This is a genomic window from Velazquezella soli (genome assembly GCF_977018685.1).
Genome location: NZ_CDRNXF010000005.1, coordinates 81703 through 107928, shown reverse-complemented (window position 1 = coordinate 107928; position 26226 = coordinate 81703). Strand labels below are relative to the sequence as shown.

Here is a 26226-nt window from a genome sequence, read left to right as displayed (position 1 = left end):
AATCGCATTCTGAAGGGTCTCGCGCCCTGAGCCAAGCCAAACAAAAAAAGTGGGAACAGGCTTCATTGACTATGGCAACAAACAGAGCACCGGCGGCTGGCGCGTCTATCCGCATAAGTCGTCTTGAGAAGCGCTTCGGGAGCGTCTTCGCCGTCAACGGCGTCGACATCGAAATCGCTGCAGGAGAATTTTTGGCGCTGCTCGGACCAAGCGGCTCCGGCAAGACGACGATCCTGATGAGTGTGGCGGGTTTCGAGTTTCCCACGAGCGGAAACATTGTCGTCGATGAGGAAGACCTCACCTATCTCCCCGCGAACAAGCGCAACCTGGGAATGGTATTCCAGAACTACACGCTGTTTCCGCACATGTCCATTTTGGACAACGTTGCCTTTCCCCTAAAGATGCGTGGCATGGCGAAAGCCGAGCGACACGCCAAGGCTGAAGAAGCGCTCGCCACCGTACGCCTCGCCGGTTACGGGGAGCGCTTTCCAAACCAGTTGTCCGGTGGCCAGCAGCAGCGGATCGCGCTGGCTCGGGCAATCGTCTATCGCCCCCGTGTCCTGCTGATGGACGAGCCTTTAAGCGCTCTCGACAAGAACCTTCGCGAGGATATGCAGCTTGAAATCAAGCGCCTGCATGCCGAGCTCGGCATTACCGTGATCTTTGTCACCCACGACCAGAGCGAAGCGCTCACCATGGCGGACCGGGTCGCGGTGCTGAAGGACGGCAAGATCCAGCAGATCGGACCGTCGCGCGAGCTTTATGAGCGTCCAGCCAATCTCTTCACTGCCGGATTTATCGGCGAGATGAACTTCATCAACGTCACGGTGGAAAGCATCGTCGACACGATGACGGTCCTGCTGCCGTCGGGCGAACGCTGGACCGTTCCGGCCGCTGCGGCCGTCGACACAATGCAGACTGGCCAGAAAGCCGTTCTCGGCTTCAGGCCCGAGCGCTTGGCTCTCGGCACCGGTGTTTCCGATTACTCGCTGCAAGTCACCCTGTCTGACGTCGTCTATGCGGGGGCCGCCCTGCTGCTGATTGGCACATTGCCCGACGGAACGGAAATCCGCGCTCGCCTTCCCGGCGCTTCCGATCTCGCCGCACTGACACGCGGCGCGACAGCGACCTTCAGCGTTCCGAAAGAAGCGATCCTGCTCTATGCCGAGGGGACAAAGTGACCAGTCGCACCCGATCCCAGTTCTGGCATTCTGACGGTCGACGCCTCAGCGGACTGGCAACGCTGCTGCTGCTGGCGCCGTTCTTCGCCATCATCGCATTCGTCTTCCTCTACCCAATCGCCCAGCTTCTTTACATCAGCGTCATGGAACCGGCCCCAACACTCGATAACTACGCACGGGTCGTCACAAATCCGGTCTATGCGCGGGTACTGATGCGGACCGTGTGGACTGCTGTGCTGGTAACCGGCCTTGCCATCTTGCTCGGCTTCCCGGTCGCCTACTTTATGAGCCGCGCCCGCGGCACCACGGCTGCCCTGGTCGGCGCCTGCGTCATTCTACCCCTGTGGTCGAGCGTGCTGGTGCGTACTGCTGCGTGGTCGTTCCTCTTCCAGCGTGAAGGCTTAGTGAATTCCGGCCTGATCGCTGTCGGCATCACATCAGAGCCGCTGAAGCTTCTCTACACGCAAGGAGCGGTCGTTGTGGCGATGACTCACGTGCTCCTGCCGTTCATGATCCTGCCGATCTTCGGATCCCTGCGCGCCATTCCCAACGACTATCTACGCGCCGCAGCAGTTCTGGGCGCGTCGCGGTTCGCCACCTTCCGAGAAGTGATCCTGCCACTCAGCCTGCCGGGCATCGCCAGCGGCTCGCTGCTGGTATTCCTGACCGCACTTGGCTTCTTCATCACACCGGCACTGCTCGGATCGCCGCAGGAACTGATGATCGCCACACTTGTCTCGCAGCAAATTCGCGAGGTCCTGGACTGGCCGTTCGCCTCGGCACTCGTCGGCGTCCTGACGCTGTTCGTTACCCTGCTCGCAATCATCTTCAGCAAGACGCTCCGGTTCGATCGTTTGATGGGGGCGCAATCATGAAACCACCCGTCGACAAAGGCTCGCTGGCTCTCGGCGCATATGTCTACGCCGTTCTCGCCTTCATCATCATTCCGCTGGTCATTGTCATCCCGATGTCCTTTGGCACAAGCGACTACCTGGAGTTCCCTCCACGCGGCTTTACGCTGAAATGGTACGAGGAATTTTTCGCCAGCCGCCAATGGCGCAACGCCATGTGGCTCAGCGTGCAGGTTGCCTTCCTCACCGCGATCTCGGCGTCGGTCATCGGCACCGCGGCGACGTACGCCATGGTCCGCGGAAGGAGCAGTCTCGCGACGCTCTTCCAGATCCTGCTGATCGGCCCGATCATTGTCCCGCACATCGCGCTGGCGGTCGGTCTCTACCTGTTCTTCCAGTCGATCGGGCTGTCCGGGACGGTTCCAGGCTTTGTGCTTGCCCACACCATCCTGGCGCTTCCCTTCGTCGTGTTCACAACCGCCTCTGCACTTGGGAAGGTGGATGCGAACCTGGAAGCGGCGGCGATGAGCTGCGGTGCGAGCCGTTTCAACGCTTTCCGTTTGATTACGCTTCCCCTCATTCTGCCGAACGTGGTGAGCGGCGCGCTGTTTGCCTTCATCATCTCCTTCGATGAACCGGTCGTTTCCTTCTTCCTGTCCGGTGTCCGCTACAAAACCCTTCCGCGACGGATGTTCGAAGACATCGAGCAAAACCTGACCCCCATCATTCCGGCGATCGCCACGCTGCTGATCGTCCTCTCCATAATAATACTCGCCGTCGCCTTCCTCATGAGATCGCGAGCCAAAACCTGACTGGGAACCACGCGTAAAACTGAAAAACAAGAGGAGAACCATCATGCCGATACAGAACTGGAAATGGACCACCGCAGCGATCACAATCGCCGCAGGAATAGCCGCCACGACGCCCGCCGTCGCGCAGGAACTGGAGGAGCAGCTGGTCATCGCCACGACAGGCGGCCTGATGGGCAATTCGCTTGCCAAGTATTTCTACGAACCGTTCGCCGAGGCCAAGGACGTTGAAGTGGTGCCCGTCGCCATCGAGGTTCCCGACCAGTGGGCGCGTGCGGAAGCGATGACGCGCACAGGAAACGTCGAATTCGATATCGTCACTGCCACCGGCCCCGATCTCGTCGCGCGCACTAACATGCTCGAGAAGATTGACTGTAGCCAGCTTCCCAGCGTGCAGAAATTCGGCGTTGCGGATGCTTGCACGCCCTACGGCGTCGCCCGGACCACCGGTGGCATGCTGATCAACTACAATACCGACGTGTTCAAGGACAAGGCGCCGAAGACCTGGGCGGACTTCTGGAACGTCAAGGACTTCCCCGGCCCGCGCGGCCTGCCTGACACGGGCGATCGCGACTGGTGGGTTCCGGTCGCCGCACTTCTGGCAGACGGAGTGAAACAGACCGAACTCTTCCCGCTCGATCTTGAACGCGCGTATAAAAAGCTCGATGAAATCAGGCCGCATGTCGCGGTCTGGTGGAAGACCGGCGACCAGGTGCAGCAGATCATGCGCAACAAGGAAGTCGTGATGACCATGAGCTACTCCGGCCGCGCGCTGGCAGTGGTCAAGGAAGGCGCGCCGGTTGCCATGTCCTGGGACGGAGCCATCCGCGACACCGGCTATATGGCGATCCTCAAGGGTGCGCCCGACAAGAATGCTGCGCTTGCCTATCTCGACTTCTTCTACGCCAATTCCGAAGCGCATGTGCCTTTCATGCGTGACGTGAACTACGCGACCGGCAGCAAGACCGTCTACGACCAGCTGAAGCCGGAGGAAGCAAAGCTGTTTGCGACTTCGCCGGAGAACTACGAGAAGCTGGTGAAACCGGACTTCACATGGATCGGCGCCCATCGCGACGAACTGCGTCAGCGCTGGACAGCCTGGCTGACCCGCTAATCGCTTTAAAACGGTCAGTCACAACTGCTCCTCATCGCCTTCTCCCCGTCTGTGGGGGGAAGGCCCAACATGCCGATAAGCAAATCCATACGACTGCAACGACAGGACGATTTCCATGGATCACACCAGTGACCCGAACGCGCTGCGCTATGTCATCGACCCGCAACGGCTCGATCTGGTGGAGGAGTTCCGCGACAGCCCGCTTGGCGTGCATGGGGCCGAACTTCGCAAGATGCTGGCCAAGATGCGCTGGGGCAAAGCCCAGGGTCGTCTCGTGCTGGTCGTGCTGGAGGCCGGCAAGGCCTGGCGCCTGTCGCGCATTCCCGAGCGGCGCGGCGATCCGATGCCTTTCGTCGACGAGCGCATCTTCACCTCGCTGGCCGAGGCGGAATGGCATGTCTTCAAGATCCGCTGGCAGGCCATGACGGGTGCAACATTACCCCCGGAGTATCAAGGTGATCTATAAGACCAACGAGTATCTCGGCTACCCCGACCGCATCAGCGTTCCGGCCGGAGAAACCGTCAAATTCCAGCTGTCGAGCAAACGCGACGCCGTCAAGGTTGAAGTCATGCGCCTCCGCTGCGGTGACGTCGACGTCAACGGACCGGGCTTCAAGTACGACCTGATGGATAGCACCATCGATGGCGTCCACACCTGCCTCGACCAGGAAATCCGCCCCGGCTCCTGCGCGGTGATCCCTCATGGTGGCGCACTCGTACCGAGCGGTACCGCATGGTCTTTCGGCTGCTACATTTATCCGACCCGCATCGCCGACAACGCCCGAGGTATCATGGGCAGCTGGTGCGAAAGCACAGCCGAAGGATATGCGCTCGAACTCGATGTCGAGGGCCATCCCGTTCTGCGCACCGGAAGCCTTAGCCTGACCCTCGACGTCAAGGCGCGCGAGCGTGTCTGGTCCTTCATCTCCGCAACTCTCGACTTCGCAAAGAAGACTGCAACGCTGTCGTTGATCGTGCCTGCCGACGGCACGCGTCCGGCTGTTGCCCATGCCGAGACTTTCGACCTTTCCGACATGTCGGCACTCGACAGCGGCCTGGATTTTCTAATCGCAGCGCATCATCTGGACGGCGCGAAACGTTACACTGCCCACTTCGACGGCAAGATCGAGGCGCCGCGGGTCGTGTCGCTGGCGCTGAGTGCCGAAGCGCTGAGGGTTTACGACTGCCAGCCTCGCACCGGCTCTGCCGCACCCGGTCTTGTCGCCTCCTGGGATTTCGGCGAAGGTATCACCTCGCTCGACGTGAAGGATCTTTCCGCTAACTGCCTGCACGGGCGTCTGCACCAGTTGCCCCGCCGCGGCGTCACGGGCTTTTTCTGGTCCGGTGCGGTTCATGACTTCCGGCTTGCGCCGCGCGAATACGCCGCCATCCATTTTCACAACGATGACATCTACGACTGCCAGTGGCAGGCGACCTTCTCTCTCGATGTGCCCGAGGAGTGGCGAACCGGCGTCTATGCGCTGCGGCTGACGCCGGCCGGCGACGAACCGGAGCCGGACTGCGAGAGCTATGTGACGTTCTTCGTCACACCCGGCAAGAAGACGAAGCGGGCCGACCTCGTGGTCGTGCTTTCGGTTGCCACCTATCTGGCCTATGCCAACAGCGCGCTGCGTCTCTATCAGGTGCATTTCGAGACGCTGATGGAGCACGTGCTGTGGCTGCCGCTGGACGATGTCTACATGCAGGAGCATCCGCAGATCGGCCAGTCTACCTATGACAGCCATGTCGATGGATCCGGCCGTGCCTTCTCGTCCTGGCTCCGCCCGGTTCTCAGCATGCGGCCACGCGGCTACTGGTTCAACCTGATCAACGACACCCATATTCTCGACTGGCTCGAGGAGAAGGGCATCGCCTACGACATCATCACCGATGTCGAGCTGGACCGCGAGGGTGCCCGGGCGCTCAAACCGTACCGGGCGATGATGACGCCGACGCATGCCGAATACTACTCGTTCAATATGATGAACGGCATCATGGAGTACCAGAATGCAGGCGGCCGCCACGTCTCGATGGGCGGCAATGCGTTCTACTGGCGCTGCGGCTTTCATCCCGAGGCTCCGGCGGCGCTCGAAGTGCGCCGCGGCATGGCGGGCACGCGCACCTGGGAGTCGGAGCCGGGCGAAGTGCATCTGGCCGGTACCGGCGAACCGGCTGCACTCTGGCGGCACAGCGGCTTTGCGCCACAAAAACTGGTCGGCACGGGCTTCTCGGCCATGATCAACGACACCTGCACCTACTATGTGCGCATGCCCGACAGTGAGGATCCGCGAGCGGCCTTCATATTCGAAGGCACCGGCAGACACGAAAAATTCGGCGATTTCGGCTTCCGCTATGGCGGCGCCGTCGGCAGCGAGATCGACCGTCTCGACTACGAGCTCGGAACGCCGCGCCACGCGCTGCTGCTTGCAACCTCCGAAGGTCTCGGCGCCGGCGCACTTCCGACACCGGAGGAGTTCCGAACCATGGTCGACGGGCTCGACGGCACCCAGAACGCACTTGTCCGCGCCGACATGGTGTTCTTCGAGACAGCCAATGGCGGGGCGGTCTTCGCTTCGGGCTCGATCACGTTCGGCATGTCGCTGGGCTACAACAACTACGACAACAATATCAGCGCCATCACGCTCAACGTCGTGAAGCGGTTCCTCGACCCGGAACCGTTCGTCCTGCCGAGTTTGGCATAGGCGGAAATGCCGGGCCGCACATGCCAGTGCGGCCTTTCGAACCTGGCGGCATCGGCCGCAAATATCGCAAGAGACCATCACCATGGCAGACAGACCGGAATTCCAATCGCCTGAACTCGGCACCATGAATGTTGCGCCCCGCAAGGTGCGGCCGATGTACGCCGACGATCACTGGAACAGCCAGCCATGGTACGAGGCGCCGCGCGAAGATCCCGATATTCCCGAGGTCTATACCTACACCGACGCAATCTCCTACGATCCGGGCGATGAGGTCACCTTCCATTCGACCTCGACTGCCAAGACATGGCGCATGCAGATCTATCGTGACGGTTTGCACCCGGAGACGGTGCATGAGGTCGAGGCAATCAACGGCGTATTTTCGTCAACACCCAAGGATGCCTACCGTAACGGCTGCAACTGGCCGGTCAGCCATCAGTGGACGCTTCCGGTCGACCTCAAGTCTGGCTTCTACAGGGTCGTCTCGACCTGCGAGAGGCCGAACGGCATCAAGTTCGTCCAGCATCACTTCTTTGTCGTGCGCCCGACCGACAAGACCCGCCGCGCAAAGATCCTGATGGTCCTGCCTACCGGCACCTGGACGTCCTACAACGACTTCGGCGGTGCTAACCACTATTTCGGCGTCGAGGGCGAAAATCAGGACCAGCCCTCGCCCGTCCTCTCGCTGGAACGGCCCTGGACGCGCGGGATCGTCTGGCTACCAGCGGGTGCCCCGCGCATCTGCGCCGATCCCGCACCGGAAATGGGTGATGCACCGCGATACGCGATGAAGGAATGGGCCTACGCCAACGGCTTCGGCCAGTATTATGCGGCCGCCGGATGGGCGCAATTCGACCGTCACTTCGTGCTTTGGGCCGAAAACGAGGGGTTCGAGCTGGACATGATTACCCAGACCGACCTGCACTACCGACCGGAACTGCTCGACGCCTATCCTTGCGTCACAATTATCGGTCATGACGAATACTGGACCCGGGAGATGCGCGAGACGATTGAGCGCTATGTCGAAGGCGGTGGACACCTCGCTCGCTTCGGCGCCAACTTCCTCTGGCAGATCCGGCTCGAGGAGGATGGCAAACGCCAGATCTGCCACAAATTCAAAGCAAGCCAGAAGGACCCGGTCGCCGGCACGGACAAGGCGCACCTGCTCACCAGCGCCTGGGAAGACCACACCGTGAAGTGGCCAGGCGCCTCCACCGTCGGCGTCAACGGTGCGCACGGGATGTACGCATCCTGGGGTGGTTTCGCCCCGAACGGCCAAAAAGGCATGACCGTTTACCGACCGACCCACTGGGCATTTGCGGGGACCGGACTGCACTATGCCGACATCTTCGGCGACAAGCAGCATATCTTCGCCTACGAGGTGGACGGGCTGGACTACACGTTCCGCCACGGCCTCCCCTACCCCGTCGAGGTCGAGGGCCAACCCGACACGATCGAGATCCTTGCCATGTCGCCGGCGGTTCTCGCCGAAGACGAGCCCGAAGGCGAAGGCTTCCGCTACTATGTGCGCGGCAGCGACCACGAGGGCCTTGTCGAATGCGTGACCGGCGAAGTGACGCCGGAGGGGCTCGCCAAATACAAGTACGGTTCCGGCATGATGGTGCACATGACCCGCGGCAAGGGCGAGGTTCTGACGGCCGCCACCTGCGAATGGGTCATGGGCCTGAAACGCGGCGATCCCTTTACCCAGCGCATCACGCGCAACATCCTCGACCGGTTCACGGCCCGCTGAACCGCACTGAGGGGAGCCGGAACAATGTCAGAAATGAACGATGGCTTAGGAGCGCCTTATCGATGAACAGTGCCATCAGCCACGAACGACAGCCCGCCGCCCGCATCCGTGATGCAGCTGAACTCGCGCGCATCGCCCGGTCACTCAGGCGTGACGTGATCAATCTCGTGGCGCCCACGGGCCAGGGCTATGTCCAGCAGGGACTTGGTGCCGCCGATCTCTTTACCGTCCTGTATTTCGCCGAAATGCGGATCGATCCGACCGACCCGCGGTGGCCGGATCGCGACCGCTTTCTTCTCTCGACGGCGCATAACACTGCGATCTTTTACGCGACGCTTGCTGCGCGCGGGCTCGTCGACCGAAATCTGGTGCGCGACTACTGCAAGGACGGCTCCGTATTCGAGGTCAACGCGTCGGAGCGGGTCGGCACGGCGATCGAAGCAACGCTTGGCTCGCTCGGACAAGGCCTTTCGGTTGGCATCGGCATGGCGCTGGCAGCACGGCGCAGGACGTCGGACAGCCGCATCTATGTGGTGCTTGGCGACGGCGAATTGCAGGAGGGCCAGCTCTGGGAGGCTGCCCTCTACGCTGGCAGCGCCGGTCTCGCCAATCTCTGTCTGATCATCGATTACAATAGCATGCAGGTCGAAGGTCACATCGACAAGGTAGTATCGGTTGAGCCCGTTGCCGAGAAGTTCAAGGCATTCGGATGGGCATCCGAGAACATCGACGGACACGATATTCCGGCATTGCTAACGGCGCTCGATCAAGCCCGTGGTCGGGACAGGCCGACCTGCCTTGTGGCCACAACGATTGCCGGCAAGGGCGTGCCTTCGCTCGAAGGGATCCTCGCACACAATCTGAAGCTGCCAGCCGACGTCGCCGAGGAAGCGCTGGTCGCACTTGCTGACGCAAAGGAGCGCACATGAGCCAGAGCAAAGATCGCGGATCGCTGGAAGTCCTGGACTTCAACGCGCGTGGTGCGTCCGCGGCAACTGCACGGAAACACTACGGCGAAGCGCTATTGCAGGCCGCGCGCGACGACGAACGGATTGTATGCCTGACGGCGGATCTGACACTTCCAACGGAGACGGACCTGTTTCGGGATCAGTTGCCGGAGCGCTTTCACCAGGTCGGCATCGCCGAAGCCAATATGATCGGCATCGCCGGGGGCTTGGCCCGGTCCGGCGAAATCCCATTCGTTCACAGCTTTTGCGTCTTTGTCACCCGTCGCTGCTACGACCAGGTGGCAATGCAAGTCGCCTATCCACGCGCCAACGTGAAGATCGTCGGCGTCATTCCCGGGTTGACGACACTGCTTGGTGTATCCCATCAGGCGATCGACGATATTGCCCTGATGCGCGCTTTGCCGAACATGACGGTAATCGAACCGAGCAGCCCGGACCAAGTACGTGCATCGGTCGCCGCGATCGCCAAGTATGACGGTCCCGTCTACCTTCGGCTAAAGCGCACCGACGGGACGGAAAGAGCCGGTGAAACCGCGTCTGAATTCACCATCGGGAAGATGCGGGTGCTGCGCGAGGGCAGACAGGGTCTGATTGTCGCCTGCGGCATGATGGTCGACATCGCACTGTCGGCCGCTGACGAACTGAGCCGCGAGGGCGTCGAAATGACGATCGTTGACATATCGACGATCAAGCCGCTCGATCCCGACTTGATCGACCTCGCCCGACGAATGCCGCTCGTGGTTACGGCGGAGAATCACTCGATCATCGGCGGGCTTGGCAGCGCGGTGGCGGAGATGCTGATGGAGAGCGACGTGTCGTCGAAATTCCGCCGCATCGGCGTCCGCGACACGTTTGCGAAAGGCGGCACCACGCCATTTCTCTTCGAGAAATATGGACTATCCGCAAATGCCCTAGCCGCGACGGTGCGGCAGACGCTGGCGCAGCAGGAGCGATGACAGGCGCTACAAACTTTGCAGAGTCATGGAGTGGGTGGCGGCAGGTAGCGGGTACCGCCGGATTTCTCCAGCAGGCGCACTAGGTTTTGGCCACCCTCCATCATGTCTGCCTGAATGGCCTCGCGTACCTTGTCCGCACGACGCTGCCGCAAGTACTTGAGGACGGAGAGGTGCTGATGCTCGTTCGGGTAGGTCGGGGGAGCGCTCGGGTAGTGAAAGTTCAAGAGCGGACCGTTGCGCATCCAGATATCGTCTAGTATGGCCAGGACCTCCGGCAGTTCGGACCCCTCGTACAGGCCGCGATGGAACTGCCAGTTGGCGCGCACGGCATCCGACCACCGCTGCTGCTGCTCCGCGGCAATCAGTTCGGCGTGGATGGCCTCCATACGATCGATGTCTGCTTCCGATACACGCGTCGTCGCGTGTTCCGCCGCAAGGCCCTCCAAGAACAGCCTGACCGTCCGCAGCTCGATATACTGCTTGGCGGTCATGTGGGACACGGCGATTGAACGACCCGCCTGCATTTCTAAAGCTCTGGCGCGAACGAGCTGCATTAGGGCTTCGCGAATCGGTGTTTCGGACACATTCATCGTTGCAGCCAGATCGCGGATCTTAAAGCGATGGCCCGGCCAGAAACGCCCTTCCATCAAAGCCTGCCGAAGGTTGTTGTAAACCAGTCCGGTGAGGCTATCACGTGCGACTGGTCCAACACCAATCGCGTCTGTCGCCCGATCCGATTCACTCATCTCATTCCCCATCACAGCCGAACCATGCCAACCAAGCCACGGACTATATATAATATACGTGGAGGGCGCAGGTTGTTTCAAGCTTCGGCGGCCGGAGCGTTGATTTGGGTGCAGATGATGCCCTGCCTCCCACGATTCTCTCACCATTTGTTATGATACGTCGGCTGCACGAGGCAGGGGTACTCGTTCGAATTTCTCTATTAAATATTGTTTGCTACCGACATATATGATATATCAAATTATCAGATGGAGTTTTCGATGTTAGAGCTGGTCAGGATGCAAGACGCCGCGTTGCGCGCACGTGCACAAAAAGTCGTTCCTGGTGGAATGTGGGGACACCTGAATGCCGCAAAGCTGCCGGACAGATATCCGCAGTTTTTCAGCCACGGCGAAGGTGGCCTGCTTTGGGATGTCGATGGCAACCGCTATGTTGACTTCATGTGCAGTTGGGGTCCCAATCTCCTGGGTCACAAGCATCCCGAAGTCGAGGAGGCGGCCGAACGCCAGAGGCGCATGGGTGATTGCCTCAACGGACCAGCTGAAGTCATGGTCGAACTGGCCGAACTCGTAGTGGATACTATTTCCCACGCCGACTGGACAATGTTCCAGAAGAACGGCACCGACGCGACTACAACCTGCGTCACTGTTGCTCGCGCGGCGACCGGTAAGCGGAAAATCCTTGTCGCCAAGGGCGCCTATCACGGCGCAGTTCCGTGGTGCTCTCCGTCGCTCATCGGCGTAACGGCAGAAGATCGTGCTCACCTCGCCTACTACACGTTCAATGATATTGAATCGCTCGAAGATGCGGTCAATGAAGCTGGTGACGACATTGCCGCGATCGTCGTCTCGGCCTATCGCCACGACATGAGTTTTGATCAGGAACTGCCCACTCAGGATTTTGCCAGAGCCGTAAGACGGCTCGCCGACGCCAAAGGTGCGGCCGTTATCCTCGACGAGGTTCGCACCGGTTTCCGTCTTCATACGGCCGGCAGCTGGGAGCCGCTTGGCGTCAGTCCCGATCTTTCCGCCTGGAGCAAGGCAATCGCCAACGGTTACGCCCTTTCGGCGGTGACCGGCAGTGACTGGCTGCGCAAGGCGGCCTCGCAGGTGTTCGTCACGGGCTCATTCTGGGCTGGTGCCGTGTCGATGGCTGCCGCTCTTGCAACGCTGAAGGTGGTCCGCCGCGACAACGTCCCGGACAAGATTGCACGGCTTGGTCAAATGCTGCGCGATGGTCTGGAAACACGTTCACGCCAGTTCGGTCTATCGATCCGTCAGTCAGGCCCCGCGCAGATGCCGACCGTTCTGTTTGACGACGACGCCGACTTCGCAAAAGGATATGCGTTCTGTAACGCAACCCTTGCCAAGGGGGTGTACTTCCATCCCCGGCACAACATGTTCCTTTGCGCGGCCCATACGGAAGCTGACATCGCCGACGCTCTCGAAGCCGCCGAGCACGGATTTGCAACTGTTGCCAAGACCGCTCCGAATTAGCTCGGCGTGCCTCATGCGGCGTTGCAACGGTTACAGCTCGCTCGAGGCGCACTGAACGATCAACCAGAATGGGCTCGCTTCGAGAAATAGCGACAAGGCGGCCGCTTCACTCCCGATATTTCCGCATGAAGCGGCTGTCGATGCGATGCTTCCACTTGGCCACCCAGCGGCCGGCCACGGCTATGTTCCACTTGTCGGCAATGGCCCGCCCGTCGGCGAGAGAGATCAGCGCCAGCCATTGCCGTTGCGGTTGATAAGAAAGCGGGGCTTCTCCGCAGAGGCTGCGGCGGATGTTCTCGGCCAGGACCGGTCCTTGGCGCACGGCAAACACGCCGGCCTTTGGACGGGGGCTCGGCAGAGATGCGACGTCGCCGGCAGCGAAGACATCCGGATGCGAAAGGGATCGCAGCGTATCATCCACGCGAATGAAACCGTTTTGGTCGAGGAGAAGGCCGGTCTCGCGCAAGAAGCCTGGTGCGCCGCTCGACGTCGTCCAGATGACCTGATCTGCTGCGAGCCGCCGCCCATCACGGGCGATGAGTTCAGCGTCGTGGAAAGCGACGACATCGAACGCGGGGTGATGGGCGATGGCCGCCCTTCGCAATTCCCGCTCCAACAAATGCCGCGCCCGCCGACTGCGCTCCGGAACCGGCTCCGCTGCCCGTCCGACGAGTATTATGCGGATGTCTCGTCCGGAAAACCGGCGTCTGAGCGCAAAGGCGACCTCCACGCCTGCCACCCCCTGCCCTACGACCGCGATCGTTGAGAGCCGTCCTTCTGGGGCCAGCGCATCGAGCCGGGCAAGGCGATCGGCAAAGCTTGCGATCGGCTTTACGGAGATGCCGGCCGATATGCCGTCGGGCAGTATAGGGGTGGAGCCGATATCGATCGAGAGCAGCCCGTAGCCGAGGTTTTGGCCGCTCGCGACTGAGACCACCCGGCGTTCCGAGTCGATAGCGGTCGCCGTGGTTTCGGCAAAGGCGCCGCCAGCGCGCGCGCACAAGGTCGCCAGATCGATGTGGAAATCGTCGAAACCATATTCCCCCGAAATATGGCCCGGAAGCATGCCGGAATAGGGCGCATAGCGAGCCGGCGAAACCAGCGTGATCTGCGCACCGAGACCCATCTGCCCAAGAAGGCGCACCACCTCGACATGGGCGTGGCCACCACCGAGAAGCACGACCGGGATTTTCCCGCTCGCGTCAGTCATGAGCCGCTCCCTTTACTCCGATACGATGAACGGCACCGCGAGCGGCCTCGGCATCTGCCTCGTCATGGGTGACGAGAATGACCGGCAGGCCGGCGGTCCTTGCGCGCTCGAACACGAGGGTTCGCATATGGGCGCGCAGCTCCATGTCGAGCTTGGAGAAGGGTTCGTCGAGAAGCAGCAATCTGGGCCGGGAGACGAGAACGCGGGCAAGCGCCACCCGGCCTTTTTGTCCGCCGGAGAGCGTGGCCGGGTCCCGGTCCGCAAAATCTGCAAGGTTCATGTCGGCGAGAATGTCTGCCGCGATCTGCCGGCGTCGGCGGCGATCTCGCACATCTGCCGGAATGGCGAAGGCGACATTGGCACCAACAGACATATGCGGGAAGAGCAGCGGGTCCTGGAACAGGATCCCGGCGCGACGGGCTTGCGGCTCCAGCTGCAGGAGATCGACACCATCGACAAAGACGGTCCCTTTGGCGTCGAATACAGGATCGAGAAACCCGCCGATGAAGGACAGCAAGGTGGATTTGCCCGATCCCGAAGGGCCCATGACGGTGAAGACTGAACCGGGAGGAACCTCCGCGGTCAGCGCAATCAGGCTGACATCACCCAGACGGATCAACACACTCGAGAGGGAGAGGCCGTTGGTCGGCTGTCGCTGGAGCATCATCAGACCCTCATATCCCGGCGGTTACGGTGGAGCGCTGCGGGGATTAGCGCAAAGAGCGCAAAGGCGAGAAAAGGCAGGACAGTCTGCAGCAGGGCATAGGCTCCGATGACACGGCGGTTGTTGCCGGAGGCTAGAGCGACGGCCTCCGTGGTGATGGTCGAGAGCCGCCCCTCCCCGATCAGGAGGGTTGGCAGATACTGCCCAACCGAGACGGCAAAGCCAAGGGCAAGCGCTGTCAGGATCGGACGGACCAGCATGGGCAGGCGGATCGACACGAGCACCGACAGCCGTGACCGGCCGAGTGCTGTCGCAATAATCTCGTAGCGACGATCGAGCGCGCGCCAGGGATCGGCGAGCGAGAGGAAGACATAAGGCAGCACAAAAACCAGGTGGACGAGCACGAGGGCTGTCAGCCTATATTTGCCGCCACCACTACCGATGAAAAGCAGCTGCAGGCCGAAAACGAAGGTGATCTGCGGCACGATCAGCGGCAGGTACAGCATCAACAGCGCCTTCTGGCTCACGCTGCGTCCCGTCTGAGTCTCCCGCTCCAGGCAGCCGATGGTCAGCAGGATGGCCAGCAGCGTCGAGGCGAGACCTGTCACCAGTGTCGTTACGAGCGGATCGCCAATGCGCGGCAAGGCACTCATCCAGCTCCTCAGCGTAAAACTCTGCGGCAGGAGATCGGGAAACTGCCAGAGACCAGCGAGAGACCAGATGGCCAGGCTGGCGAGGCCTGCGAAGACGGCTCCGCCGATCAGGCCGACGACCAGGATCGACGCGCGGCGCAGCAACTGGTCGCGAACGAACCGCCATCCCCTGTCCCGCGATGCGCGGAGCAGGACCGCAGCGACCCGCTCCAGCATCAACCACAAGAGCAATCCTGCCAGGGTGACGCCCAGTTGCAGGACGGCACCGGCCGAGGCGAGGAAACGCACGGACAGATCCGGATCGTTCATCCACTGGACGAGCCGAGTCGCGAGCGTGCCAGGCAGGTTGGGACCAAGGATCAGCGCCACATCCACGACCGAGGACGAGTAGGCGATGACGGCATAGACGGCAAAACGGATCTGCCGGTAAAGCGACGGCCAGAGCAGGTAGACGAAGCCCGCAATACGCCCATAACCGAAGGAGGCTGCAAGCCTTCGCGCAGCGGCTAGCTCGACCTGCGGCAGGGCAGCCAACGTGACCAGAAACAGGAACGGTGTTTCCTTGATCACAAGGCCCGCGATCATCGTCAGCCCCATCGGATCATGGGGGATAAGAATGTCCGGCGGCCGATCAATGCCAAAGAGAGGCGCGACGAGGCGAATAAGGAAACCCGATGGCGCGATCAGGAAGGCGAGCCCGAAAGCGGCCGCCGCATGGGGCACGGCCAAGAGAGGCGACAGCAGATGCTGCAGGCGTGACAGCGTCGGTGTGCCAGCGTAACTCGCAACGAAGATCAGCGTGATGCCGAGAGAAATCAGCGTGGCGGCAAGGCCGGTTGCTACACTCAAGACCGCCGCTGTTGGCAGACCCGGTGTCGCCGCAAGATCTCGAAAGGGTTGCAGGCTGAGGTCATGTCCGCCGAGAGCGGGCAGATAGCCGAAGGCCGGCAGCAACGTGCCGAGGACCCCGAAGGTGATCGGCAAGACCAGAAGGCCAAGCGTGAGGGCAACCGCACTCCTCGGAAGAAGTGCGGTCATTCCGTTCAAAAAAGAGCGATCGGTCGCCGGGGCTGTCACGGCTCAGTTGCCGCTGGCGTAGCGCCGGCGCCATTCGACCTCGATGCGCTCCATCCAGCTCGCATGCGGCTCGGCAATCACGGGGCCGAGCTTGCCCGGCGCAAGGGTGGCTGCGCCGAGGTCGAGCGCTTTGAAGGCGGCACGATCCGGCTCCGGCAGTTTTGACATGGCGAGAACGGTCGGATCACCCCAATAAGTCGGGTCCTGCTTGCGAAGCTGCGCTTCAGGCGAGATGAGGAAGTTCGCCGTCACCAGCGCCCCCTCCTTCGCATTGGCATTGTAGGGGATGGCGACGAAATGGGTGTTGCCGAGCGTGCCTTTGGAGAAGGTGAAGGAGCGCACGGTCTGGGGCAGTTCGCCGGCCTTGATCCCGGCAGAGGCTTCCGACGGATTGAAGGCGAAGATGATGTCCAGTTCGCCGTCGGCCAGCTTCTGTTTCATATCCGAATAGTTCTGCGGGAATGTCTTGCCCGAACGCCAGGCTGCCGGATGCAACTGGTCGAGATAGGCAAAGAGCGGCTCGACATCAGCGTTAAAAGTCTCTTCGCTGACCGGCTTCGCCAGTTTGGAGGGGTCGGCGATCACCTCGCTCAAAACCTGTTTCAGAAAGGACGAGCCGCTGAAGTCCGGTGGGGCCGGATAGGAAAACCGGCCTGGGTTCTTCTTCGCCCAATCGAGAAGCGCAGTCGCGTTGTCCGGCATGGCGAAGGCTTCGGTGCGCGCGCTGTCATGGAAGAAAACCATCTTCGCGCCACCCCAGGGGCTTTCAAGGCCCTCTGTCGGCTCGGTGAAATCTGTGAGGATGGTCGGCTGGTTTTCGACATCGACATAGGGCCAGTTGGGCAGCGAGCTTGCCCAGCCGGGGGTGAGGAGCAGCCCTTGCTGCTTCATCGAGACGAAGTTTTCGCCGTTGATCCAGATGAGATCGACCGAGCCGCCGTCATTCTTGCCGGCGGCTTTCTCGGCGATTACCTTGGCGACCGCGCTTGCGGTATCCTCGAGCTTCACCTGCACCACGCTCACCCCGTAGCGTGACTGCATCTCGGCGCCCACCCATTCGAGATAGGCGTTGATGTTTTCCGAGCCGCCCCAGGCGTTGAAATAGACCGTCTGGCCGGTTGCTGCCTTCTCGACGGCTGCCCAGTCGGAAAGCTCGGGGCCGGCGGCTTTCGCCGGAAAGCTACTTGTGGCTGCCATCAAAGCGGCGGCGAAAATCCCTGTCATCAATCGCATGATGTGCCCTACTCCCTGAAAGTCGACCGCCTGACGCTGACGCGCTGCGGCACCTGTTTGAATTACGTCTTCGAGATGCGCCGGGTTTCATGCTTTCTTGCCGGGCCCCATTTTCCGTCGCGCGAGCGCGGCCGCAATCTCCTCGCTTGGTGCCGGATCATGCAGGGCGCCCGCCATTGCAGTCAGATCATGGGTGATGCGCATCTGTTCGACGAAGGCCCGGCATCCCCGGCAAATCGCCAGATGGAGCCTGATGTTGAGCCGCGGCCAGAAGCCGAGATCGCCGTCGATCAGAAGGCTGGCGCGCTCGACCACTTCACTGCATCGAAACATGGCTCAGCCCTCCTCGGATGTGGTGAAGTGAACGCTCATTGCGAACTCCTGCGCTTGGCGATCTGTCGCACGAGCGTCGGGATCAGCGCCACCAGCGCCAGCGCGAAGAAGGCGAGCGTGATATCGCGCGTCACGAGATCCGAAATCTGCGCTTGCCTTCCGCTCGCCTGCGCGGCGACCAGCACACTGTCAACTCCCTGGCCGAGATAGGCATAGGCGAAAGTGCCGGGCAGGATGCCGAAGAACGTGGCGGCTATGAACCGCCCGAGGCTGATGTCGAACAGGGCAGCCGCGATATTGACGACGAAGAAGGGAAAGACCGGAGCGAGGCGGATGACGAAGAGATAACCGAACGCGTTCTCCCGAAAACCGTCCGCCATTTTCCTGATGACGCCATCAACCCGGTGGCGCAGAAAATCGCCGAAGGCCGAGCGCGTGGCGAGGAACAGGATCGCCGCACCGACCGTGGCACCAACGGCCACCAGCGCCCCCCCGATCATCCAGCCGAAGAGGAAACCACCGAAGATGGTCAGCACGGACGCTGCCGGAAACGAGAAGGCGACGGCCGCGATATAGACGAGCAGGAAGATCACGGCCGACCAGAGGACATTGGTGTCGACGTAACTCCTCAAAGCCTGCCGTTGTTCGGCAAGAAATCCGAGGCTGAGATAGTCCTGCAGGCCGAAGGCATAGCCAAGTGCGAGGCCGGCGATGACGAGGACCAAGGGCGTATAACGCCACATGCTACCTTTGCCGACAGCGCCCTTCGAGGTGGTGGGCTCGTCATCCGGCGGCGCGCCATGTTGTGGGGAACGGCTGTCAATCATGGCGGTTTCCGTGAAGCTGCGGCATGCCTTGTGGGATCGGATGTACCGGCGCGACAGATCCCTCGTGGTCACTATGGCTTGATAGGATCGAATGCGGCTGGACTTTGAAGGCGATTGTTTTGCTAATGACGCCTGAGCTGAGGCTGGGGGCAGCATGGCGCAGGTTGATGGTGATGATCGGGCTCTGGCGCTGCGTCTCGTCGAGGGGGATGCGGTAGCGTTCGAGTTGCTCTATCGCCGGCACAATGCCGCGATGATCCGTCTTTGCAACGGCATCGTCCGCTCGCGTGTCATCGCGGAAGACGTCGCGCAGGACACCTGGGTAACAGTGCTCGACCGCATCGATCTCTTCGAAGGGCGCGGATCGCTTGCAAGCTGGATCTACACTATCCTGATCAACAAGGCGCGCAGCCGCGCCAGACGCGAAGGCCGCACGGTGTCCTTCGACGATTTTGGTGTCGACGGCACCCTCAACGACGCGTTCGACGGGCGCGGCCACTGGCGCACCATGCCCGCACTTTGGGAAAATCTGACGCCGGAACGCCATGTCGAGGGTCGAAGCGTTCTGCAGCATGTGGAAGCCGTCATCGAAACGCTGCCGCAGGCGCAGCGCGCGGTGCTGATCCTGCGCGGCCAGCAGGAGCTCGATCCGGCGGAGGTCTGCACCCTTCTCGACATTTCCGAGGGCAATATGCGGGTACTTCTGCACCGAGCGCGGCTGACGGTGCGCAACGCGCTTGACCGGCTGAATGCGGATCTCTGAGAGGGACACGGCGTGGCTCATCGATCATCTCCGGAAAAGGCGACCCAGCCCTGGCGCCAGCGGATGACGGTCGTCACCCCGCAAAGCGCGGCAAATCCATAGGCAATCAGCGGGAAATGCCAAGGGAAGAGACACATGGCGATGAAGACAGCGATCGTCTCGAAGCCTTCGGCGAGACCGCCGGCGTAGTAGATGCCCTTGGTGGGAAATTCCGGCGCCTCGTGGCCAAGTTTTGCGGCAACCGCCGAAAAGGCGAGAAAGGACGATCCGGTGCCGACAAAAGAGACGATCAGCACCGCTGCGGGCAGCGCGTTGATCTCGGGCACCGCGAGCGCGAAGCCGAGCGGGATCAGCGCGTAGAAGACCATGTCGAGCGCAATATCGAGAAAGGCGCCACGATCCGTCGGACCATGCAGGCGGGCAACCGCACCATCGAGCCCGTCCAGCGCCCGGTTCACAAGGATCAGCAGAAGCGCCACCCAAAAGTAGCCGAGGCAAAGCGCGGCAAAGGCGCCGAGCCCGCCCATGAAACCAACGAGGCTGATCTGATCTGCACGAACCCCGCGATGGGCCAGAAACGCAGCGATGGGCTGCAGAGCTGCCTTCTGCAGCGGCAGGATCTTGGCGTCGATCATCCGCGCCTCCAGGTCTGGAAGCGTTCAAGCAGCGAGAGCAGAAACCCGTTGATGTGATTGCGGCGCCACTGACCGGCCACCAGCTTGTTGGCCTCTGCGAGCGTCGGGTAAATGTGGATCGTGCCGAGGATCTTGCCGAGCCCATGGCCATGTTTCATGGCGAAGACGAATTCCGCCAGCAGGTCGCCGGCATGCTCGCCGACAATCGTTGCACCCAGGATCTTGTCCTTGCCTGGCACCGTCAGCACCTTGACGAAGCCACGGGCGGCCCCATCGGCGATCGCGCGATCGAGATCGTCCAAGCCAAAACGCGTTACCTCATGCGGTATCTTCTTCTCCTTTGCCTCGGTCTCGGACAAGCCCACCCGCGCCACTTCTGGATCGGTGAAGGTCGCCCACGGAATGACTGAGTAATCAGCCTTGAAGCGCTTGAGATCACCGAACAGCGCATTGACAGCGGCAAACCAGGCCTGATGTCCGGCGACATGGGTAAACTGGTAGGGCCCTGCCACATCGCCGGCGGCGAGAATGTTCGGATGAAGGGTCTGGAGGTATTCGTTGGTCTCCACCACACGATCGACCTTAATGCCGAGATCCTCGAGCCCGAACCCCTTCAGCCGCGGGGCGCGTCCGACCGAGACAATGATCTCGTCGAAGCCGATGCGGAACTTAGCCCCGTCCTTTTCGACCTCGATCCATTTTTCACCGGCATCCGACCCACAGGCGACCGCCTTGTGGCTGGTCAGCACATTGACGCCGTCCGCCTTCATCGAGGCTTCGACGACCCTGGCCGCATCATCGTCCTCGCGCATCATCAGCCGTGGTGCCATCTGGATCTGCGTGACCTCGGAGCCAAGTCGAGCAAAACTCTGCGCCAGCTCGCAGCCGATCGGCCCTCCGCCCAAAACGACGAGCCTCTGCGGCACAGAAGGGCGATCGCGGAGCCGCTCCCACATGGTATCGGATGTGAGATAGCCAATTTCGGCGAGGCCCGGTATCGGGGGCACAAAGGCCTGGGCGCCGGTCGCAATGATGATCGCGCGCGTCGTCAGACGCTGCGTGCCGCCTTCGTTCAGGGAAATTTCCACCGTCCAGGGATCGATCAGCTTTGCGTAGCCTTGCAGGACGTCGACGCCGAGCCCCGTATAGCGTTCGACGCTGTCATGCGGCTCGATTTCGGCGATCACCTTGTGGATCCGCTCCATCACCGCAGAAAAAGGCACCTTCGGCTCGACCGGCTCCAGGCCATAATGGTCCGCATGGCGCATCTGGTGCGCCACCTTTGCGCTCTTGATCAGGGCCTTCGAAGGGACGCAGCCATAGTTCAGGCAATCTCCGCCCATCTTGTTCGCCTCGACCAGCGTCACCTTCGCCTTGGCGGCGGCAGCGATATAGGCCGACACCAGCCCAGCGGATCCGGCGCCAATGACCACCAGGTTGCGATCGAAACGCTTCGGCCGCGTCCAGGTGGATCGGGAAAAGCCCTCGTTCTGGTCCATAGATTTCGTCTTTCCACCCGCAATATACGTTGCTTCAGGAAGACGCGCAGGAATCCACATTGTTACAAGGCTTCATCAAGATTTCCTGTGATGAATGGATTTTCCCTTCAGAACAGCGCTATTACGCGATGCTGGCTTCGCTCGTCACGCTTGAACAACCGCAGCTACAATCCCCCAACCGCCTCTGCCGCGGCTTTTACGCGCTCGAAATCCGCCGGCAAAGTCAGTCCATGTTTGGCCCGCTCAAGGGCCTCCCTCGAGTGGCGTAAGGCATTTTCGCGATAGCGATCATGTTCAAACGTCGCGAGAATTCGCAGCACTTTCTGCAATCTCAGCCCGACTTCGACAACGCCGGCGCCGTCCCGCGCGATCGGTGTGAAGAGATCATCAAACAGTTCGTCAAGGCTGATCGCCGGCACGTAGACATTTGGATACGGCACTTCATGCTCATCCTCCCCTGTCGTTTCGTTCCAGACAGCCAGAACGCGCACTGTCCGCGTGAGAACATCGATCGCCGTACCGGGATCGTTGGTGGCTGCCGAAAGGGCGCGAGACGCAATCTCCGACAGAACTGCAGCGCCAAATCGCGGGTCCTGATCATAGGACCTGGTATCGCCCACCGTGAAACAGCGGGAGATTGCCGTTGTCTCCTCGGCGTCATCGGCGCCGTCGATCCACGCAACCGGCGTTGACGGATCAACAAACTGACCCGGAATCATGTGAATGTATATCTGCGCTTTCGCGTCGGTTGCGATGCCGGAAAGGGCGCCGGTATCAAGGTGCTGCACGTACCCTATCCGATCGACAAAGACCGGTCTCGCCGTGGCCGGAATGGTCTCGAAAGCGCTTAACCGGCTTCCGCCGAGATACGGTTGCTTACGCCGGGACCGCATCGCCTCTACGGTGACCTTTTCCACTCTCTCGGTCGTTTCTGTGACACGCCCGAGCCTGGAAAGGTGGTCGATCCAATGCAAGAGCGTGACGACAATCAGCACAATCACGGCAACTGTCACAACAAAGAGAACGACGCGACCGCGGTCGCCGTAGGCGCCGGTGCTCAAAGCGATGATCCCGACAAGACTGAAGAGGAAGGAGCCGATGAAGGTCGCGAGCACGTTTTGCGTCGTGCTGTCCTCCATGACCAGCGTGGTCGCGCGGGGCGTGACGTTGCTGGTTGCAGCCGAATAGGCCGACACCATCGTGCTGAGAGAGAATGTCGTGACTGTCAGCATACTTGAGGCAATGATGCCTAGTATATTATCGACAGCGTCAGCGCCAATCTTCGTGGGAAGATCACCCGGAATGAACGGACTGGCGACGATGGCGACAAGTGCGGTGATAATGGCAAGGATGGAAAACAGACTTGCCCGAAACCAGATTTTCCGGACCAGTTTCGACAAAAGCCAAACCCAGCGTGACGTCATCGGTATTCTCACTCTTCTGGCTCATCGCGGGCCGTCTCTTGTCGACGTCTCAGGTGTACGCCTTTGCCTGCCAAGTTGGGATTAATCAGGTCGCCCGTCAGTCTGCCGCGACAGTTGGTGTCCGCTTTGGAGCTCAACCCACGTAGCGGGACCTAGGATCAAGCGTCTGCGAACAGACCGCCTTCCGCTACGATGAGCGTCGGACCTGTTATGGTAACAGGCGCGCCTTGCAACGAGGCCGCCCCCCATAACAGCTATATTCCGGATGGATGTTCTGGAGCACTGTGGACCAGCTGAAACTCCGGCGAATGCACCAGGTGAAGATAGCGTTCGAACTGCGCCAGGACGTCGCTGATGAGTTGATCGCGCGACATCCCCATCACGTCATACCCGCGATTGCCGCTCGAGAAATAGGTCCGCGCCTCAAAGCGAAACTCAGGCTCTCCGGCCCGCACAGGCGTAAAACTCGCGACGCGCTGCTTTGTGGGTGTGACACCGTAGACAAAGTCACGAACATCTTGTGCGGGTGAGCGCAGGACGATCGCTCCGTCCGTGTCATCGACCACCTCAGCATGCCGTCCCCTGGAGGTCAGTTCCTGCGCGACCTGATCAAGGGCTGGACGCACATGCGTGTCGATGAAGCGACGGACATCGGCTTCGGTCGCGGTGGCCAGCATCAGGGCCAGTCTCCGCTGCCAGGTCTGCCCGGATGCCGGCTGGGCAACCGGAAGTGTGGCGCCGTTGTGCGCATCGCGCTGTGCAAGGTCCTCTCGCATGCCCAGATACAGCGAAAGGACGAGACCGAGCATGATCACGGCAAACGGCAGCGCGCTGGCGACAGTGGCAGATTGCAGCGCCGTCAGGCCACCGGCGAGCAGCAGGCACCCCGCCACGAAACCTTCCATAACGCACCAGAAAACCCGCTGTCCTGTTGTCGTGTTCGTCTCGCCGCCGGCTGCAATGGAGTCCACGACCAGCGCACCCGAATCTGCCGAGGTGATGAAGAAGATCGACACCAGCAGAACCGCGAGCGTCGAGGTAATTGCCGGCAGCGGCAGATACTCGAAGAACCGGAACAGCCCGACTGAGACGTCATTGGCGATAGCCGCGCCGAGAGCGCCGTTGGCGATGCCGGTATCGATAAACATCGCCGTATTGCCAAACACCGTCATCCAGAAGAAGGTGAACCCGGCGGGAATAAAGAGGACGGCGACGACGAATTCACGCACCGTTCTGCCGCGGGAAATGCGGGCGATGAACATGCCGACGAAGGGCGACCAGGAAATCCACCAGGCCCAGTAGAACAAGGTCCAGGCATCAACCCAGGGCGTCGGCTCATAGGCGTAGATGTTGAATGTGCGCAGGACCAGCGTGTCGAAATAGAGACCGAGGTTCTGCACGAAATCCCGAAACAACAGGCTGGTCGGACCAACCACGAGAACGAATATCATCAACAGGATGGCAACGATAAGGTTGGTTTCCGACAGGATGCGGACGCCCTTGTCGAGGCCGGTCACGACCGACACTGTCGCCATCGCGGTCACGACTGCGATCAACGGCAACTGCACAGCGATGCCGATCGGAACGCCGAGAAGATGGTTGAGACCCGCATTGATCTGCGAGACGCCGACACCGAGCGACGTGGCGATCCCAAACATCGTGCCGACAATCGCAAAGATATCCACCGCGTGACCGATAGGACCATCGATACGGTTTTTGAGAAGCGGATAGAGGCCGGAACGGATCGTCAGCGGCAGGTTGTAGCGATAGCCGAAATAGGCAAGCGACAGGCCGACAACGGCGTAGATTGCCCAGGCGTGGATCCCCCAATGGAAGAAGGTCACGGTCATTGCTTCGCGCATGGCTGCGACCGAACGCGGCTCGGCCGTCGGCGGCGCCATGAAATGCGTCATCGGTTCACCGACGGCGTAGAACATCAGGCCGATCCCCATGCCGGCGGCAAACAGCATGGCGATCCACGACAGGAAGCGGAAATCGGGAACGGAATCATCCGGACCAAGCTTGAGCTGTCCGAAGCGGCCAAAACAGAGCAGCAGGACGGATGCGAGAAATATGCCGACGGAAAGCAGATAGAACCAGCCGAACGCGCCGAGGATCGATGCCTGTACGGCGCCAAAAAAAGCGCCCGCTTGCCCGGGTATGGCGATGCCGACCACCAGAAACAGACCGATGACGATGACTGAGCCGTAGAAAACCGGGGGGTTGATGACAAAACTTTTCATACCGCGGATTTGTCCTCCTGCGCTCCGACTTGCGGATCATTGGGACGGACGATCCCGCCCCAATCCGGCCGCTTTTCATGGAAACTAGGCGGCGCTCCTGAAAAGTCCACAATGACGACGCAAGCCGATGCCTATCGCAAATGTCCATTCTTCGACCATGACGACGAAGCATGATACGAGACCGAAGTTTGCAATCGTGCTCCAGCTTGGCCGTCGTTACTTGCGAACGGCGTATGTCGGCCTTCGGTGAGCCGTTGAAACGCGCGGCAACCATCGATCATCGTGGTAGGGCAAAATAGCTCCGCAAGCGCCTTCTCCAGAGGTCTTGGCCGACCATCACCCTGGACCCCGACCTCCATCCCCTCACCGACCATTCGCCTTTCTCCATTCGGCAAAGATCGACAAATTGTTCTCGTCCGTGGCGGGATACAGGCCGATGATCGTGTGGCCGGCCTTGACCCGTTCGGCGACAAAATCCTCGTAGGCCGTCATCTCGACCGCCTCGTCTGCGATGTCGTCGGCGATTTCCAGCGGGATGATGATGACACTGTCGTCGTCGCCGACCACGATATCGCCCGGGAATACGGCGACGTCGCCGCAGCCGATCGGCACGTTGATGTCGATCGCTTCGTGCAGGGTGAGGTTTGTCGGGCTGGAGGGTCGGTGATGATAGGCGGGGATGTCCAGTTCGCCGATCACCATCGCGTCACGAAAGCCGCCATCGGTCACGACCCCTGCCCCGCCGCGCACCATCAGGCGGGTAATGAGAATATCGCCGGCGGACGCCGCACGTGCATCCTTTCGGCTGTCCATCACGAGCACATGGCCCTGAGGGCAGGTCTCGATCGCGTGGCGCTGCGGATGTTGCGGGTTGCGAAACACCGTCATCGGATTGCGGTCCTCGCGCGCCGGCATGTAGCGCAGCGTGAAGGCGGGCCCGACCATATTGCGGCCCTTCGGCTTGACCGGCCGCACGTCCTGGATCGTCTGGTTCCTGAGGCCACGCTTGTAGAGCGCCGAGCAGAGCGTCGCGACGGAGACGCCCATCAGTTTGTCACAGGTTGCGGGGTTCATAGTTTCTCCTTGATGCTTGC

Annotated in this window: 23 protein-coding genes; 11 read left to right on the top strand and 12 right to left on the bottom strand. The window is 61.1% G+C overall.

What is annotated here, in order from left to right; all coding sequences use genetic code 11:
- The first annotated feature begins 71 nt into the window (after nucleotides 1–71).
- The 9 genes from AC0JZ8_RS21020 to AC0JZ8_RS20980 all read left to right on the top strand — a co-directional run bounded on the left by AC0JZ8_RS21020 (nucleotide 72) and on the right by AC0JZ8_RS20980 (nucleotide 10331).
- Entirely contained in the window at nucleotides 72–1181 is a 1110-nt protein-coding gene (locus AC0JZ8_RS21020) for an ABC transporter ATP-binding protein (protein WP_062577782.1), read from the top strand.
- A 53-nt stretch (nucleotides 1182–1234) separates the two neighbouring features.
- Nucleotides 1235–2056 carry an ABC transporter permease gene (locus AC0JZ8_RS21015; protein WP_471893855.1) on the top strand — a complete coding sequence of 274 codons (822 nt, stop codon included), beginning with the start codon at nucleotides 1235–1237 and terminating at the stop codon, nucleotides 2054–2056.
- The gene (locus AC0JZ8_RS21010; RefSeq protein WP_192078362.1) at nucleotides 2053–2844 is read left to right on the top strand and encodes an ABC transporter permease; all 792 of its coding nucleotides are present in this window, start codon (nucleotides 2053–2055) and stop codon (nucleotides 2842–2844) included. Before AC0JZ8_RS21015 ends, AC0JZ8_RS21010 begins: the two co-directional genes overlap by 4 nt.
- Before the next feature lie 43 nt (nucleotides 2845–2887).
- The gene (locus tag AC0JZ8_RS21005; protein ID WP_082471756.1) at nucleotides 2888–3955 is read left to right on the top strand and encodes an extracellular solute-binding protein; all 1068 of its coding nucleotides are present in this window, start codon (nucleotides 2888–2890) and stop codon (nucleotides 3953–3955) included.
- 115 nt (nucleotides 3956–4070) lie between these two features.
- Nucleotides 4071–4421, top strand: coding sequence for a N,N-dimethylformamidase alpha subunit family protein (locus AC0JZ8_RS21000; protein WP_062577779.1), 351 nt, complete (start codon nucleotides 4071–4073; stop codon nucleotides 4419–4421).
- A complete protein-coding gene (locus tag AC0JZ8_RS20995) occupies nucleotides 4411–6657 on the top strand; it encodes a N,N-dimethylformamidase beta subunit family domain-containing protein (RefSeq protein ID WP_471893460.1) in 2247 nt (748 codons plus the stop codon). Before AC0JZ8_RS21000 ends, AC0JZ8_RS20995 begins: the two co-directional genes overlap by 11 nt.
- An 82-nt stretch (nucleotides 6658–6739) precedes the next feature.
- Nucleotides 6740–8407, top strand: a complete 1668-nt coding sequence (locus tag AC0JZ8_RS20990) for a N,N-dimethylformamidase beta subunit family domain-containing protein (protein WP_471893459.1) — start codon at nucleotides 6740–6742, stop codon at nucleotides 8405–8407.
- A gap of 62 nt (nucleotides 8408–8469) precedes the next feature.
- The gene (locus AC0JZ8_RS20985; RefSeq protein WP_471893458.1) at nucleotides 8470–9336 is read left to right on the top strand and encodes a transketolase; all 867 of its coding nucleotides are present in this window, start codon (nucleotides 8470–8472) and stop codon (nucleotides 9334–9336) included.
- Nucleotides 9333–10331: a transketolase family protein gene (locus AC0JZ8_RS20980; protein ID WP_471893457.1), complete on the top strand. Its 999-nt coding sequence runs from the start codon at nucleotides 9333–9335 to the stop codon at nucleotides 10329–10331. The genes AC0JZ8_RS20985 and AC0JZ8_RS20980 overlap by 4 nt, the downstream gene beginning before the upstream one ends.
- Nucleotides 10332–10354: 23 nt before the next feature.
- Here the strand turns inward: AC0JZ8_RS20980 and AC0JZ8_RS20975 are convergent, their stop codons facing one another.
- Nucleotides 10355–11077, bottom strand: coding sequence for a GntR family transcriptional regulator (locus AC0JZ8_RS20975; RefSeq protein WP_192078357.1), 723 nt, complete (start codon nucleotides 11075–11077; stop codon nucleotides 10355–10357).
- A gap of 258 nt (nucleotides 11078–11335) precedes the next feature.
- Here AC0JZ8_RS20975 and AC0JZ8_RS20970 point away from each other — a divergent pair, with 258 nt between their 5' ends.
- Entirely contained in the window at nucleotides 11336–12571 is a 1236-nt protein-coding gene (locus tag AC0JZ8_RS20970) for an aminotransferase class III-fold pyridoxal phosphate-dependent enzyme (protein WP_471893456.1), read from the top strand.
- A gap of 106 nt (nucleotides 12572–12677) precedes the next feature.
- On the opposite strand, the gene AC0JZ8_RS20965 is transcribed toward AC0JZ8_RS20970, so the two are convergent.
- The 6 genes from AC0JZ8_RS20965 to AC0JZ8_RS20940 form a co-directional block, all read right to left on the bottom strand.
- Complete coding sequence (locus AC0JZ8_RS20965) at nucleotides 12678–13781, bottom strand: FAD-dependent oxidoreductase (protein ID WP_471893455.1); 1104 nt, start codon at nucleotides 13779–13781, stop codon at nucleotides 12678–12680.
- Nucleotides 13774–14445: an ATP-binding cassette domain-containing protein gene (locus tag AC0JZ8_RS20960; protein ID WP_471893854.1), complete on the bottom strand. Its 672-nt coding sequence runs from the start codon at nucleotides 14443–14445 to the stop codon at nucleotides 13774–13776. The genes AC0JZ8_RS20965 and AC0JZ8_RS20960 overlap by 8 nt, the downstream gene beginning before the upstream one ends.
- Nucleotides 14446–14447: 2 nt before the next feature.
- Nucleotides 14448–16136 carry an ABC transporter permease gene (locus tag AC0JZ8_RS20955; RefSeq protein WP_471893454.1) on the bottom strand — a complete coding sequence of 563 codons (1689 nt, stop codon included), beginning with the start codon at nucleotides 16134–16136 and terminating at the stop codon, nucleotides 14448–14450.
- Between the two features lie 42 nt (nucleotides 16137–16178).
- Nucleotides 16179–17408, bottom strand: coding sequence for an ABC transporter substrate-binding protein (locus tag AC0JZ8_RS20950; RefSeq protein WP_471893453.1), 1230 nt, complete (start codon nucleotides 17406–17408; stop codon nucleotides 16179–16181).
- 87 nt (nucleotides 17409–17495) lie between these two features.
- The gene (locus tag AC0JZ8_RS20945; protein WP_174197004.1) at nucleotides 17496–17741 is read right to left on the bottom strand and encodes a zf-HC2 domain-containing protein; all 246 of its coding nucleotides are present in this window, start codon (nucleotides 17739–17741) and stop codon (nucleotides 17496–17498) included.
- Nucleotides 17742–17776: 35 nt separating this feature from the next.
- Nucleotides 17777–18568 carry a TVP38/TMEM64 family protein gene (locus tag AC0JZ8_RS20940; RefSeq protein ID WP_471893452.1) on the bottom strand — a complete coding sequence of 264 codons (792 nt, stop codon included), beginning with the start codon at nucleotides 18566–18568 and terminating at the stop codon, nucleotides 17777–17779.
- 154 nt (nucleotides 18569–18722) lie between these two features.
- On the opposite strand from AC0JZ8_RS20940, the gene AC0JZ8_RS20935 reads away from it, so the two are divergent.
- On the top strand, nucleotides 18723–19331 hold the full coding sequence (locus tag AC0JZ8_RS20935; protein WP_471893451.1) for an RNA polymerase sigma factor: 609 nt from the start codon (nucleotides 18723–18725) through the stop codon (nucleotides 19329–19331).
- Nucleotides 19332–19348: 17 nt separating this feature from the next.
- Here the strand turns inward: AC0JZ8_RS20935 and AC0JZ8_RS20930 are convergent, their stop codons facing one another.
- The 5 genes from AC0JZ8_RS20930 to AC0JZ8_RS20910 form a co-directional block, all read right to left on the bottom strand.
- Complete coding sequence (locus AC0JZ8_RS20930; RefSeq protein ID WP_471893450.1) at nucleotides 19349–19966, bottom strand: CDP-alcohol phosphatidyltransferase family protein; 618 nt, start codon at nucleotides 19964–19966, stop codon at nucleotides 19349–19351.
- Nucleotides 19963–21465, bottom strand: a complete 1503-nt coding sequence (locus tag AC0JZ8_RS20925; protein ID WP_471893449.1) for a dihydrolipoyl dehydrogenase family protein — start codon at nucleotides 21463–21465, stop codon at nucleotides 19963–19965. Before AC0JZ8_RS20925 ends, AC0JZ8_RS20930 begins: the two co-directional genes overlap by 4 nt.
- A 164-nt stretch (nucleotides 21466–21629) precedes the next feature.
- Nucleotides 21630–22889, bottom strand: a complete 1260-nt coding sequence (locus AC0JZ8_RS20920; protein ID WP_471893448.1) for a DUF2254 domain-containing protein — start codon at nucleotides 22887–22889, stop codon at nucleotides 21630–21632.
- 254 nt (nucleotides 22890–23143) lie between these two features.
- Entirely contained in the window at nucleotides 23144–25132 is a 1989-nt protein-coding gene (locus AC0JZ8_RS20915; protein WP_471893447.1) for a BCCT family transporter, read from the bottom strand.
- Nucleotides 25133–25495: 363 nt separating this feature from the next.
- Nucleotides 25496–26206 (bottom strand): ribonuclease activity regulator RraA, encoded by a 711-nt coding sequence (locus AC0JZ8_RS20910; RefSeq protein ID WP_471893446.1) that lies wholly within the window; start codon nucleotides 26204–26206, stop codon nucleotides 25496–25498.
- Nucleotides 26207–26226: the final 20 nt, after the last annotated feature.